The 14,424-nt window shown below is 41.1% G+C and carries 10 protein-coding genes; all 10 read right to left on the bottom strand.

The annotated features are described in order from the left end of the window. Window positions 1-23: 23 nt before the first annotated feature. Window positions 24-959, bottom strand: a complete 936-nt coding sequence (locus AXF12_RS12460; RefSeq protein ID WP_231909869.1) for a RagB/SusD family nutrient uptake outer membrane protein — start codon at window positions 957-959, stop codon at window positions 24-26. A 13-nt stretch (window positions 960-972) separates the two neighbouring features. Beyond that, window positions 973-1,326: a hypothetical protein gene (locus AXF12_RS12465; RefSeq protein ID WP_231909868.1), complete on the bottom strand. Its 354-nt coding sequence runs from the start codon at window positions 1,324-1,326 to the stop codon at window positions 973-975. Beyond that, complete coding sequence (locus AXF12_RS12470; RefSeq protein ID WP_231909867.1) at window positions 1,327-2,316, bottom strand: SusC/RagA family TonB-linked outer membrane protein; 990 nt, start codon at window positions 2,314-2,316, stop codon at window positions 1,327-1,329. It abuts the gene before it with no gap. Beyond that, on the bottom strand, window positions 2,297-2,962 hold the full coding sequence (locus AXF12_RS12475; RefSeq protein WP_231909866.1) for a hypothetical protein: 666 nt from the start codon (window positions 2,960-2,962) through the stop codon (window positions 2,297-2,299). Before AXF12_RS12475 ends, AXF12_RS12470 begins: the two co-directional genes overlap by 20 nt. A 132-nt stretch (window positions 2,963-3,094) precedes the next feature. Beyond that, window positions 3,095-3,607, bottom strand: coding sequence for a hypothetical protein (locus AXF12_RS12480; protein ID WP_236853729.1), 513 nt, complete (start codon window positions 3,605-3,607; stop codon window positions 3,095-3,097). Continuing rightward, a complete protein-coding gene (locus AXF12_RS12485; protein WP_236853732.1) occupies window positions 3,601-4,098 on the bottom strand; it encodes a carboxypeptidase-like regulatory domain-containing protein in 498 nt (165 codons plus the stop codon). The genes AXF12_RS12480 and AXF12_RS12485 overlap by 7 nt, the downstream gene beginning before the upstream one ends. Before the next feature lie 182 nt (window positions 4,099-4,280). Then, on the bottom strand, window positions 4,281-5,045 hold the full coding sequence (locus AXF12_RS02260; protein ID WP_066428022.1) for a hypothetical protein: 765 nt from the start codon (window positions 5,043-5,045) through the stop codon (window positions 4,281-4,283). Between the two features lie 77 nt (window positions 5,046-5,122). Continuing rightward, on the bottom strand, window positions 5,123-7,951 hold the full coding sequence (locus tag AXF12_RS02265; protein ID WP_169792824.1) for a T9SS type A sorting domain-containing protein: 2,829 nt from the start codon (window positions 7,949-7,951) through the stop codon (window positions 5,123-5,125). 1,097 nt (window positions 7,952-9,048) lie between these two features. Then, on the bottom strand, window positions 9,049-9,558 hold the full coding sequence (locus AXF12_RS02270) for a hypothetical protein (RefSeq protein ID WP_066428024.1): 510 nt from the start codon (window positions 9,556-9,558) through the stop codon (window positions 9,049-9,051). A gap of 1 nt (window position 9,559) precedes the next feature. Then, on the bottom strand, window positions 9,560-14,416 hold the full coding sequence (locus tag AXF12_RS02275; RefSeq protein ID WP_066428025.1) for a fibronectin type III domain-containing protein: 4,857 nt from the start codon (window positions 14,414-14,416) through the stop codon (window positions 9,560-9,562). Between the last annotated feature and the right edge of the window lie 8 nt (window positions 14,417-14,424).

The raw sequence follows: 14,424 nt of genomic DNA on the forward strand, positions 1-14,424 counted from the left end.
TTACCTTCGCTGAGGAAGGTTTCTCACTGTGCCAAAGGTCTGCCGTGAGTGAATCGGAAAGGTGAGTTTTGCTCTAATACTGCATAACCGTTGGTCTCCACTGCGATAAGCATCAAGTTAGCTTCTACATCATCACGTGTATACTCTTTTGCGTGAGGATCGTCTGCACTGATAGCAGAGAAAGCTTTGTAATTGCGCAGTGTAGGATTATCTCCAATTGCGTTTGTTGCGTGCTCTTCTGCTTTAGCAAAATCTTGATGATAGAGATAGAAGCGAGCTGCAAAGGCATTTGCTGCTTTCTTATTAAAGTGGAATTTAGGCACCTTGTAAGAATTGTCGTCAATCAAAGGAAGCCCCTGTTGCAAATCTTCAGCAATCTTTTTGTACACCTCTGCGACTGTGTTACGAGGTAGTTCAGCTTTAAATTCCTCAAGAGGTATTTCTACGTAAGGCACACCTAAATCCGTGCTACTCGTTTGAGGGTTATAAGGCTTCCCAAAGAGATTTACCAGCACAAAGTGTGCATAAGCCCGCGACACAAGGGCTTCCCCTAAAGAGGCTTTTAGCTGATCTTGTGTTGCTTTATCCTTTGCCGTCTTCTGTGATTCCTTTATTGCATTTATTGCTATATTGCAGGTGTATATTACTGAGTAATGATCGTTCCACAACTCACGTAGCCCATCTTTAGTGCCATACTCGTGTAGCTCTTTCTTCCAATAGACAAGTTCTTCAGTAAAGAGATTTCCTCTGCGGTGGTTGATCATATCATCGACATTATCGGAGGATAATTCAGCAATCACAGCAGGAGTGGTACTCGGATAGGCGTTCACCAGTAGTTTTGCTACCTTATCTGGCGAATCAAGCTCCACTCTACTATCTGGATTCTTATCTAAGAACTTTTCACAACTTCCCAGTATTAGGAGTATAGTGGCTATGGTAATATATCTTAGTATTTTCATCATCATTTTATTTTTAAAGTCCTACGCGCAGGCTAAAGGTGATTTGTTTCTGAGTTGGGATATATGAACTTCCGAGAGCGAGCCGTTCCGGATCCGCTCCATTAAGCTTTTTATCCGCGTAAATCAAGAATAAATTAGTAGCTTGCAACTTTAATCCTAAGCGTTTTAGTTTCATCTGCTTGACTGTTTGATTATCAAAGTCATAAGAGAGTGAGATTTCTTTAAGTCTAATAAAATCACCTCTTCCTATACGTACATCTGAATAGTTATAGGCATTATAAGCCTGTCCCAAGTTCACGTTGTAGAAATTTTGGTATTCAGATGCCACAGCAGGGATGTTTGTGCGATGCTCATCACCAGGCACCATCTAGCGATCTCTAAACTCTTTAGGGAAGGATAATGACTCATTGGTATACTTTGCTTTGAAAGCGGTGGGTAGTCGCACCACATTTCCAAAGGCATAAGTAAACAGCACATTCAGTGAAAGACCTTTGTATTTGAATAGGTTGCCAAAGCTACCTTGATCAGTAGGCTTAGTGGTGCCTGAGTATTTTAAGAAGTCTAAGCCTTTACGCAAGTCCATACGAATTCCGTCAATAGTTGTAGAGCCGTCAGCATTCTCAAAAGTAGGTAAGCCATCACCTGTCAGCCCTCTAAAAGGAATAGAGAAAATTGCTTCCACAGGATAGCCTTGCTTGGAGAACCCACTGCCTGAGACCATTTCAGAGACACTTGCATCTACGTATAGCTTAGTGATTTTATTCTCATTCTTGTTGTAGATGAAAGTTGTTGTCCACTCAAAGTCCTTTGTTTTGATGTTTTTAGTCTGCAAGGTCAATTCTGCACCCCAAGCCTTCATTTCTGCTACATTTCCCTTGCGGATGATGACCCCATTAAGTCCTTGTGTTGGGCTATTTCCTACCAAGTTGTAGTTGTTGCGATGATACCATTCAGCGGTAAGGTTAATGCGGTTTTTTAAGAAGCCCATTTGGGTGCCTATGTTGATCTCTTTGTTTTTCTCGTAAGTAAGGTTATGGTTGGCAAGTTCGCTTATCTTCAAGACAAGCTCACGTGTGCGCTCATTACTACGCCAAGGCAGATCGCCTATGAGTTTATTGAGTGAATTGGTAACAGAAGGGAATTGAGGTGTAACCCCAAAAGAGGCTTTTGCAGACATACTTGAGAGTATGTTTTGTTTCTTAAAGAAAGGTTCTTGAGCGATATTCCAAGCTAAGGATATGTTCCAAGTGGGCATCCAGCGGATGTAATCTGATTTGCCAAATCTGTTGGTGCCATCATATCGCAAAATACCGCTGAGTGTATACTTACCTGCAAATTCATAAGAGGCATTTCCCAAAAAAGCCTACGTTGCGCGAGGTAGTACGCTCAATTGTATAATAGCTCTGTGATTTCTCTTGCAACTGCTTAAAAGCTTCATAAGAGAAATAGCCCATATCTCCCAAGCCATAAATCACCCCATAATCAATAGTTGAATTGTTGTTGCGATAGGTATCGTCAGCCTCTGCTCCAGCCAGTATATTTACTGTGTGTAGCTTATCAAAAGTGTTGTGATAATTAAGTGTTGCACGGAAATCCTTGCGGTTCAGCGTCCTATTTACATTGGTGAGGAAGCCCCCTTCGGGCAGTACAGTACGCCTCTCATCATAAGGGTCATAGGGGTCCTCATAGAGGAATTCATTGTGGTTTATAATCCCTTTGGAACTCATTTCGCGATAAGCACGTGCGTAGTTAGAGTTCTCTGTTTTTGTCTTGATGATGGAGGTTCCTTGGTAGCGTATAGCTCCCAAAGCAGTAGCTTCTAATTTAGGAGTGATCTTCCACGATAGTTTAGCACGCAGCCTTATGTCAGCTACATTCATATCTGAGTAGTTGTTCTCAAACTCATCAAAGATATTCATCAGCGTATAACGATAAGGATAGTGTGCCTTAGGGTCGAGCATACGTGAAGCATTCATCGCATACGAATAAGGATTTAAGTCCATTGATGATTTTACTTTGTCAGTAAGTGGATCAATGTCTCCAGGGGTATGTTTTTCGCGGTATTCGCCATTTACATTTACGTTCAGCGTCCAGTTCTTGTGTAACTTGTAATTTGCATTGAGGTTACCACTGTATCAATCTTGCTTGCTGTATTTCATCCAACCTGGGTCAGAGAGTACGGATACAGAGGCGTAGTATGAAGTCTTGTCAGTACCTGTGGAAAGACTTACAGAATGCTGCTGCATTATAGAAGACTGGAAAAGCCTATTGAACCAATTGGTATTGCGCAGTGAAGCACGCCTTAGGTACTCTCCCTTCGCCTCAGGAGTGTTCTTCAACAGGAAGCTGCCATCAGGGGCTGCAGAATTGATTTGGTCGTACATACGCCACATCTCACCTGCTTTATCACTCCCTACCAATTGCTCATAGCTAAACCACCCTCGGCGCATCATTTCCATATAGAGATCCATCTGCTCCTGCGAGTTCATAATATTAAAATCGCTGTACATTGGTATCAGCCTATAGGTAGATTCATTTGTGTAAGAGATACTGCTACTTCCTTTGCTACCCTTGCGTGTAGTGACTTCGATCACCCCTGAGATGGCTCTTGGACCGTAGATAGCAGTTGCTGAGGCATCCTTTAGCACCCTAAATCCCGAGATGTCATCAGCACTAAGCCCCCTAATGCCGAGGCAAGTAAGGTTTTAGCATCTGAGGAAGAAAGTGCTCCAGGGTCTAATGGCACATCGTCGTCTAAGATGACGCCATCTACCACCCATAAGGGTTTAGCAGTCCCCGTGATAGAGGTTGCCCCTCGCATATTGGTGCTTGCTACGCCTTCTCCTTTGGGCTTCTGAGCTTCTGCCTCGCTGAGCAATACTACGTTCAGGGTTATTCCTTTTACTGTTTGCTCCTGAGATTGCATCCCTGTTAGGGAAAAGACAAGGATATCCCCTTCCTTTGCAGCGATGGAAAAGTGTCCATCTAAATCAGTCTGAGTTTTCTCCGCAGTATTTTTAATATGTATTGTAACGCCCGCTAATGCCTTCCCTTGGGTATCTTTTACAGTCCCACTAATGGTTGGTTGCTGAGCGTGAGCCAAGTGGCTGAGCCCCAAGAAGAGGACCATAAGCCACATCTGTAATCTCCACCTTATATTTCTTTCGGTTATTTTTCGGCAAAGCTACGAAATTTTATAATACGAAGCAAAGAATTACTAAAAATATTTCTACATTGTCTGTTATTTATACAACTTCTAAATAGGTGTAACGGTAAGGCCTTTCTTTCAGAGTGATTTTAACTGAGGCATTTAGAGCTACACTATATCGGAGGTTTAGCGTAAACGCGGTAGCGTGTCCAGAATTCTTCCAACTCTTTGCAGTGACCAAACCAAAATTTCAGAGCCTCTTGATTAACGCCGTCTTTACCCAACCAGAAATCAACAGGGTAGCTAAAAGCTGCACTATAGGCTTTTTTAGGAGCTGTAGTTAAGTCGGTGTATTGATGTAAGAAGCCTTTGTGTTGCTTGGTTTCCAAGATGCTGCAATAGCCTAAAGTATCTATGATATAATGCAGTTTGTAAACGGGAGTGTTTTTCAGCCCTATTTGTTGTATCTGGCTGAAGACATCGCGTTTTACGTTTTCCATTTGACCAGCACTGAGGAGGATGTTGATAATATGTGAGAATATCCTAAAATCGTCTTTGGTAGGCTTTCTGTCCTTTAAGGCATTTGTTTTCAGCAGGAAAGTGTACATCTTTAGCAGGTCGTCAGGCCAGATGCCACCCTCGTGCTCGAAGCAGTATTCGAGGTATTCAGGGGTGCCGATGAATGATTTTTCGTGGTTGGTACAGATCTTGCAATAGCCTGGTAAAAACTCATCTTTCCCGCGAGGAATAAACTTGTGTTTGGGGAAAGTTTGCATTACAGCGAGGACTGCCAAACCACCACGCCAACTGAGCTCGCCAGTGCTCAGACTTGCGAGGAAAAGGTTAGCATACTTCTGTTTATCAGCCTTTTCATAGGCTTTGAAGATGCGCTTGATAAGCTCATCGTGTGTAAAATCTTCTTTTCGTATGACACTCATAATGTTCTGTTTTAAGAAATTGATGGCACAAAGGTACGTATTTTTTTCGAGAGAAAAAAACGCTTTTGTTTTTTCGTTTAATTTATGACCATTTTGGCGGCGATGACGTCCTTATCGGCTTGGACGATTACGATGTAGTCGCCAGCGGAGAGGGTAAGGGAGTTGGTGAGGATCTTGAAGTGCTCTTCGGCGGGGAAGTCTTTGTTGAAGAGCTCTTGTCCTAAGATGTTGAATATACGAACGTTGATAGGACTTTTCTCGGTCATCTCGACTTTGATGTAGGGGGCAGTGCCTCTGCCTGCTGGGTTGGGCACTACCAGCACACTGATGCGCTTGTGAAAATCGTCGCTGTTTCCGATACCGATCCGATCTTTCTCCGTCCAGAATTTTTTGTAGACGCGCTTGGTGCAACCGCCGAGTGTGCCTTGAAGCCCGATGGTGTAAACGCCCTCCTTGGGAAAACGGATCTCAGCTTCACGATTTTGCTGTGAAATCATTTCAACTCCCTCAGGTAGAAGCCATTGCTCGGAGTCAATGCGTTTTGAGATGTCGATGAGTTTGAGGGTGTAATCGTAATAAGAGGTGGTGGCAGCGAGGAAATCCATCTCGAAAGTCTCGTTTTTCTGCTTTACGGTGAACTGCTTGGCGATCTGACAACTCCCTTTGTAAGTGGCTTTTAGGGTGTAAACCCCTGCGAGGGTTGCACTGAAAGTATTGCCAGTGGCGACTTCCTTACCCGTGCTATCAACCCAAAGGCAATGAGAGAAATCGGTGTCGCTGACGGTGTATAGGTAGTGGTCGCTTTGGCAAAGGGTTATCTCATCGGGGAAGCTAAACGGGATTTCGGCGGCGGGCTTTACCTCTATGAGTTCGGTGACGGTGGGGCAGTCGCTCTCATCGCTGAGGACGACCTTATAAGTACCTGCGGTTAAGCCTGTCAACTGCTTTTTATCGGCGCTAAGGTGCTCAATGATAGGTTTTCCAGTGCTGTCGAACCACTGTATGGAGATGGTGCCTTTGCCGCCAGCAATTTTTAGGGAGATACTCCCATCGGCGACGCCATAGCAACGGTTGTGCTGGATAGTAGGTTGCACCTCGATGGCGTCGGGGAATTTGAGGATGACCTGCGTTTGTGTGCTGCAACCGTTATGGTCAGTAACAGTGATAAGGTACTTTCCAGCAGTGAGGTTGCTGATGCTGTTGGTGGTATCGCCATTGCTCCAGCGGTAGTGGTAGGGCGGATTCCCCCCTGTGACAAAGACTTTGGCAGTGCCACTGTTGGGCTGTGAACATTGCATCAGAGGCGCCTCCACACGGATGTTGAGCTTTTCAGGGAATTTTAGTTGGACGGTTTGGGTGACGACATTGTTAGAAAAGTCCTTTACTTGAAGAGAGTATATACCTTCTGAGCAATTTTTAAGAATAGGCTCTTGTTTATTTTCCATCTTTATAGGAGTTCCATTTTTTTGCTGGAACCACTGATACTTGTAATTGCCTAATCCGCCAGTGACTGAGGCGGAGAGGGTGCCGTTCTCGTTTTTATCACCGATACCGTTGAGGTTCTCGTCCTTGTCGTTGGGGTCGGGGTTGGCACTATGGCAGGAGATGGGCTGAGTGACGGTGATGGTGACTTGCATAGGGACGTAATCCTTTATGGTAAAGGTGGTTTGGGTCGTACAGCCCTTGCTGTCGGCAGCAACAAAGCGGTAGTCGCCTGCGGAGAGGCCTTTAAAGTTAAATTCGTTACTTATTTGCTGGCTTTGATAAGTACTGCCAATCTTGGTGAGGGTGCCTGTGTAAGTATTGTCATTACCGCCTTCAAGAGTTGCGTTATAAGCTCCGTCATTTGCATTTGGGGTAGTAATATGGGTAATATTTTCTGTCCCAGCTTTGATGGATAGGGCAGGGGGCTCTGTGATGGTAAAGTGGAAGTTTATAGGGTTGCCCAAGCCATCTTTTACTGAGCAACCGTTAGCGTCTTGAATATGAGCGTTGTAGTTGCCCGCGGCAAGATTTGTGATTTTATTGGAGCTATCGCTAAAAGGGGTATAGGGCGAGAATGGGGCTCCGTTTTTGGCAATGCTGTAGCTATAGGGAGGCGTGCCGCCTGCGATGTTAAAGGAGATGGAGCCGTTATTGGCACCGTGACAGGTGATATTGGCACTTGTGGCGGTTGCTGTGAGTGCCGAGGGCATAGTGACGGAGAAGTGGTAGGATTGGTTGGTGCCGTCGGTGTAGAGGGTAATGCTATGGCATCCTCCAACAGTATCCTTATAGTAGTATGTACCAGTAAACTTAATGCTGTATCTGTTAGTACCTTCTTTAAAAGGAATGTTATTTAGTGTTAGGGTGTTGGTGGTTAATAATGTCTCATTGATGTCTATCTGATAAGGTAGAGCGGTTTTATTAGTATCATCCTCTATTGATAGGTTCATAACTTCACCTATATAGCTACAATTTGGGTTATTATTTTTAATAATTTCTTTATTAGCTTTGTATTGATTTAGTTCTCCTTTGAGTTTTCTATCAAAGGTTAATGTGATAGAGCCATTGTCTCCTACACACTTTGGTTGATTGAGTTCTTTTTTGATTATTTCGGGAGCAGAGGGGACGATAGTGAGTTTTACGGGTTCTGACCAAGAGATATATTCTCCTTGATAAGGATGCGAAGCTACGCGGAAATATATGTTTCTCCCAATATATTTTTCTGTCTCTTCTCTAAATATATCTTTAGCACAAATCTTAAAGCTAATAGAGCGAAACCCATCACCTCCATAAAAAATATCATCAACTCTACCATCTCTAAGATGATATTCAAAAGGCATATCTTTCCAGTCTGGTTCATTTTCTGTACGATACTGGAAATTGTAAATTTCCTTAAAATCTTCTGGAGAAGGACTACTCATTAATGGAATTCGATCTAGTAGAATTATATTTTTATTAGTAGGAAGATAAGAGTTACTTATATTATCTTTTATAACCTCAGTTCTCAGGGGAGCGTGTATATAAAAAGTGATATAGTCAGCTACTACATTATTAGATATCGAGTTAGCTTTATACCCATTAACACGACTTCCAATATGAAATTCTAAGAGAATATCATCCCACTCATAATAAGGTTTTTTTCCCAATACCTTGACAGTTATATCTGGATCTTTAGATAAGTATGCAACAGAATAATTCATTGGTTCCCATCCGAAAGGAGTCGCAATCAAAATAGTATACATTGATTCTCCTATTATTCCATAAGGCTGATACATACCATTAGCTCTTATATAACAAAAATTAAGAAAAGCGACTCCATCTTTATAAATTGATTCATCATATCTGTATATAACATCATTTTCAGAGTGCTTAGGAAATAATATATTATAGCCAGAACCTCTCATATAAAGATTAGAATTGAAATCTCTCATTCTATCTTTTAAGCAGTTTTCTAATTTTTCAAGGTTAATATATTGTCCCCAGCTATTAACTGACAACAGCACAACTATAATTAAAACAATTTTTTTCATTTTCTTTATCTTCGTTTATGGGGCAAAAGTACGAGTTTATTTTATATCGTAGGTTCTTTGCTGTTGTAAAAATATTGTAAATGTAAAGTTAGTTTGGTTATTAGGGTCTTAGATATGAGATATAAAAAAGATAACTTACCAAGCTTAAGATATTGTTCCGTTATTAGCTGACAATACCACAACTATAATTACAACAATCTTTTTGATTTTCTTTATGAGTTAAAGATATGGTTTTATTTTGTAAAAAAGTTTTTAGTCTTTGTATTTAGAAGGGAGATTAATTATCTTAAATTTATTATCATCAATAAATTTAATAATTCCTTTTACTTCAAGAGTGATTAAATACTCTTTTAATATCTTTTGGGTGTTACGATTTGCTGAAAAATCACTAATTTTCTATTCATCACCAAAATTTCTATAAAATAGTTCTAATCTATTTAGGAAGTTATTAATAATCATACTTCTATTCATTTTCTATTATAAGGTCGCTACCTCATTCCCTCTCCAGTAACATTTCCTAAAGATCCTGTTTCACAATCAAGTTCTCTTAGTTCATACCAATTTTGATTATAGTTTATTTGTATTTGCATTATTAGGTGATTATTTTTTTTTATCCAAGCAGGAAAATATATGGAATAACTGTTGAAATATAATTTATTTCTCATTTTTTTAGCTAATTCTGATAGATAAGTATCGGGAGGATTTATTTCTAAAAGTAGTTTTCCATCTTGATTGTATATCAGAGCTTTATTATGATAGATAATCAGAACTTTTTCTAGATTAGGAAAGGGGTATCCACTTATTATAGTATTTTTCCTGTGAATAGTAATTGTTTTCTGATTAAATATCCATTTTATACCGCTTGACTGAGCTTGATAAAACTTTGAAATTTCTGTCTCTGGATTATTCTTAAATAAATAATCTTCTTTACTATTTATATCTAAATTTACATCTAGAAATATTCCGTTAGATGAAAAATATTGAAACTTTTCTATCATTTTATTTTAATTTTACTCCTTTTGTGTCTATAGGAATTAAGTATTTTTGCCAATCGTTTCCTAAATAATCTATTATTTCATATTGATGTCCACCACCTTGTAATTTTACACCATTATCTATCTGAGGACCAATTATCCCACTTCTTACTCTAAGAGGAGTTTTAACTTTATATGCTCTTAGAGTAGGGATTTCTGAAGTTGGTTTCCAAGCCTCCTTTACAGCTAATTTTTGTCGTAATTCCTTAATGGTTGTGATTGCTTCTTTTGAAGCATATTGACCAGGATTAGGAATTCCATTTTTATAATTTTCTACGAAATATATTATTTCGTTATTATTTCCTAATATTATCTCTTCAACTTCTGTACCTGCCCAATATGGTTGTCCATCTAAATCTTTCTTTTGTCCGTTTACCAGATAATCATTTACTTCTCTAGACTCTAATTTTCTTTCCTTTCTAAATCCTATATCAAAGCGGATATCTCCATTTTCTTTTGAGTATATCCAATATCCATCTTTTTCTCCGATTTTTTTATATCCTAATTTCTCAGAATTATAGTTAGCAATCCATTTGTTAGGTCTGAGTTTATTATTAAAAACAGAAGCAACAGTCTCACCTTGTTTATTCCTAAAAATAATAGTATTAGCCTTCTTCTCTATTTTTAATCCATTCTTGATCAGCAAATCATATTCTTTTGATACTTTTTTTGCTAATTCACTCAAACTTTCTCCATTTCCTAAAGCATTTTTTTCTACTTTATTACCATAAATCTTCTCTCTTTTAGCTAATTCTTTACGAAAACTTTCTGTTATTTCATCTAATTCTTTAGCTTCTTTTTCAGCACCTCTGGTATTCAATTTTGAACTTACCACACTTCCATTTCTAACAAAATCATTTAAAAAAGCCGTGCTAAAAGTAGCTAAGTCAATACCAATGCTTATCTTATTCCAATTCTCAGCAATCCATTTGCCTTCTTTCCCTAATCTGCTGAGTTCCTCCTGATGATTATTTACATAGGTTGTAATAGCTAAGTTAGAAATTTCTGTTATTGCAATAGATTTAGCAATAACTCCAACTGTCTTAGCAAATAAGATACGAGCAGAACCATATAATCCAGCAAAAGTAGAGAAATAATTTACAACTTCTAAAAATTCTTTCTGCTCTTGCTTCTTAGAAAGATGATAAATATATATAAGTGGGAGTTCATCATAACCTTGATCGTAGTTCCTATAATTCTTATAAGCACATACAAGATCCAATAAATTTGATTTATAAAAATCACTTAGAGGTGTTATTTGAAGTTCTACCCCCTTTGAGGAATCTATCACACGAGATTTTATATGCTTTTTTTTATGATGAGCATCTATATCATCAATATCTGTGATAAACCTATCAGGTGGGACTACTCCTAAATAACAATAGTTATTATCAGGTGTTTTTTCAGCATAATGATCAACTAACTCCGCTAAAATTGTCAGGTATGTGATTAAGTTATCTCCATCAATCCTCTGATATAAATCATAAACAACTTCCTGATGATTATATAACTGATTGTAAAGGTATTCTTTATCTTCAATACCTCTTAAAATATTTATAGCAGCTGTTTCCTCTTTTGTTCCCCAACTTTCACCCATTGAACATTGAGAGAGAGAAACAAGCGCTCTCCACACAGTTTCTTTAGGCAGTTTGGTTGTTATAGAATCTCCGATAGCCTCAAATAAGTAATCTAATTCATTACAGTTATTTGTCGAAAATATTTCTTCTTTGTATTTTTGAATAAGAGAAGCAAGAGCCTTATCAGTTAGTTTCATACTTAGGTATGTCAATAACTTCTGGTAGGTACTAAAATCTTCTACTTTAAATTGAAATACTTGTTGATTTTTCTTGTTCTTAAAAACCAAACAGAAGAAGTTTTTCTTTTCTACTCCTATCTCATAGTCAATACTACAACTATTATAAAGTCCATTGGTAATACGGAGATCAATGATATAATCTTTATTAGCTACTCCTCCTTTTACAATTGTTTCAACCTTTTCTTCTATGTGATCGCCATCTAAATCAATTTTGTCAATCGAAGATATAGGATAACTTCCCTCTTTATCTATTTTCCATTCATAATCTTTTATAAAGTTTATACTAAAGTCTCCATTTCCTGAGCCTTTTTTAATTTTTTCTAACAAAGATAGAATGTGATACTTCTCTCCTTCCCCTTGCCCTTGAAAGGCATACAGTTTTACTTTAGGGTCGTTGATTTGCTTCCATTGCTCGTATGCGAAGGCAGTGCCCTCGCCACTGGCGCTCATCAGCAGGTCGGAGGCTTTGGGGTGCTCGAGCTGGAAGGCGCCGTGTCCCAGTTCGTGGGCGAGCACTTTGGGGTTGAGCCCATAGACAAACCCAAACTGACCATTAAGCCGCATATAGCCCCCTTGCCCTGTGCTACTGCCGCTGTCGGTGATAAAGAGGTAATAAGCATCACTCTTTACACTATGGCTTTGCTTAAACTCACTGATGATAGCATTCTGCTCAGGACTGTAAGTTGAGAGGTCACCCAGCTTATTTTCTGTTGGTAACTTACCATCTTGCAAGAACTTAGAGATGTCAAATACAGCCTCCTCGCTAAAATGCAGTTGCACTCCTACCCGCTGGTAGATGGCACTCACCTCTTTAAGGGCAGCGTCAGTGATGCGAACGCTCTTTGAGGTAGGCACCAACACCACATTGACCTCTTTTTCAGCCAGATGCACTAATACACACTGACTGATGACTTCCCCTTGAGCATCTTTGCCACCTTTCTTAGGGACAGCTACCACCCATAGCGGCTCGTCGGCGAAGTCGTAAAGCCCTTTACAGCTGAGTTCAAACTTTCCCTTTTCAAGCTCTTTTGAAGGGATCTCTACCCCTTTTTCATTGCGGAATACAAAGCGGTAGGCAGTCGTATCTTTCTGAGAGATAAGCACGTTAAAGTGCTCGTCTTTATCCTTTACCAAGGCTTTGTAAGGCACTTCGCCACGAGTGTCATAAGCATAATTAGAACCTTCAAAATCCCAGCGAACAGTAAAGTTATCACTGACAACCTGTGTAGGTGTACCGTCTTTGCCTGTAGAGGCTTTATAAGTAGGCTTATGTGCTAACTTAGTGGAACTTAGTTTGCCGATATCGGTAGTATTTCCCCCTTCATCCACAGAGTAAACCTTTCCTGCACTGTCGACGATTTGGTAGTCACGCCCTGTGGGTAGCTCCATTGTAGGGGCATTGCCTGTTGCGGGGTCTGTTTTACCAATGATGGTGATTCTCGGTGGTTGGGTAGAATTATCAACCTTAATATGGTCAATCTCAAAAGGCACTTTGTGTCCTTTGATACCTCTATCACCAAAGAGTTCGCCTACACCTTCTTGTAGGAAGTTAACGTTTTTCTCCGTCTTATCATAAGTAGTTACCAGCATCCCGTCGATGAGCTGCCTATTGGTGTTGAGTTTGATGTTGCTAAAGGTCACCAGCACCTTCGAGTTTGCTAGGTAGGGGATCTCCACGATACCCTTGCCCGAGTAAGTACCCCCACCCCCTTGAGCTTCAAGTACAGTCACAGGGAAATCCCCTGCAATAAAAGTGTCGTTAGGAGCGAGAGGGTCTTGTAGCGGCTCGCGGTTGGTGATGCGTATTGTAGGCTTAGTGCCGCACTGTACATTGCCCTCTTTGTCAGTCTTTTGCGGGGTATTAAACTCCTGTTCAGGACTAAAAGCATACGCCTGCCCACCAAAAACTCCAACATTGCCACCTTGCAAGTTACAAGGCACCCCCACTTTGTAGATATACCTCTTGCCATCCTTCAGCCCTACCAAGGTGGTGGAAGGCTGCGAGGCGAGTTGCGAGTGCCACGTTTTGCCTTTCTCGCGGTACATCACCTTGTAGCTACCCTCGCTGCCTATGGGCAGGCTGCCTATCCATTGCACGTTGGCGGAGTGGCTCTGAGCCTTAGCGCTGAGCATCTGCGGCGGCTGACACTGGCTGATATAGTCGAAGTAAAACACCTCAGAAGTGCCCCCATTCTTAAAGTACGAAGGCGTATCCATTGCAGCATTGGGGTTGTCGGTAAACGCCCGTACGCGCCACACATAGCGCTTGTTATCAGTCAGTAGCGGCTTATCAACACCGTAGAGCAGTGAGGTGGCTGAGGTCTCCTCTTGGTGTATGAGTCTCCCAGAGAGGAAAGCCTCTTCGGCGCTGAGGGATAAGTCCCAGACCTCTTTGAGGGTAAACTCGTAGCGTGTGAAAGGCACAGGGTCACGAGGTGTCCACTGGAAGGGTAGTTGCTGAAAGTCACTTAGCTTGCTGAGCACTTCGCCGCGATGAGGCAGGGTGAGCAGAGGCGGGGAGAAGCGTCGTATCTGTATGTAGGCGCGCCCTTTGTTGGACACAGGCATTTGAGTGACGGGGTTGAACGCCCTAAAACACAGGAAATAGCCGCCTTCGGGCAGGAGGTTGTCGTAGAAAGGCTGAGTGATGCCTGTGAGGTTCTCAAAGGCGAATAGCTGTCGGAACTGCTGATTATCAAGGGTGATGCGCTGGCTGGGAGTGAGGGTTTCTAAGTAGGGGAGGGCGTAGTCTGAGGTCTGAGCGATGATGCCTCCTTGCATATTCTCCAAAGAGAAGCGCAGGGCGATTTGCTGAGTGGCAGAGTGGAGATCCTTCAGCAGCAGGTGCACTTGAATCTTGCGCTCGGGGCTGCTCCAATAGGCGCGCAGCGACTGTTCATAGGGGGGCGTGGCAGCCACGTGCACCTCTACGGGGTATTGCTGTCCATAGATGAGCAGGCTGCAAAAGAGCAGTAAGGTACTTACAAATTGTTTGAGTGAAGACATCGCTATCT

The organism is Capnocytophaga haemolytica (genome assembly GCF_001553545.1).
Lineage (GTDB): Bacteria > Bacteroidota > Bacteroidia > Flavobacteriales > Flavobacteriaceae > Capnocytophaga > Capnocytophaga haemolytica.

What these genes read in the sequence shown, in the direction of transcription:
- AXF12_RS02265 (WP_169792824.1), bottom strand. Translation starts at nt 7,951, where the DNA reads ATGAGTAGTCCTTCTCCAGAAGATTTTAAGGAAATTTACAATTTCCAG.
- AXF12_RS12460 (WP_231909869.1), bottom strand. Translation starts at nt 959, where the DNA reads ATGAAAATACTAAGATATATTACCATAGCCACTATACTCCTAATACTG.
- AXF12_RS02275 (WP_066428025.1), bottom strand. Translation starts at nt 14,416, where the DNA reads ATGTCTTCACTCAAACAATTTGTAAGTACCTTACTGCTCTTTTGCAGC.
- AXF12_RS12465 (WP_231909868.1), bottom strand. Translation starts at nt 1,326, where the DNA reads ATGGTGCCTGGTGATGAGCATCGCACAAACATCCCTGCTGTGGCATCT.
- AXF12_RS12485 (WP_236853732.1), bottom strand. Translation starts at nt 4,098, where the DNA reads ATGTGGCTTATGGTCCTCTTCTTGGGGCTCAGCCACTTGGCTCACGCT.
- AXF12_RS02270 (WP_066428024.1), bottom strand. Translation starts at nt 9,558, where the DNA reads ATGATAGAAAAGTTTCAATATTTTTCATCTAACGGAATATTTCTAGAT.
- AXF12_RS02260 (WP_066428022.1), bottom strand. Translation starts at nt 5,045, where the DNA reads ATGAGTGTCATACGAAAAGAAGATTTTACACACGATGAGCTTATCAAG.
- AXF12_RS12475 (WP_231909866.1), bottom strand. Translation starts at nt 2,962, where the DNA reads ATGGACTTAAATCCTTATTCGTATGCGATGAATGCTTCACGTATGCTC.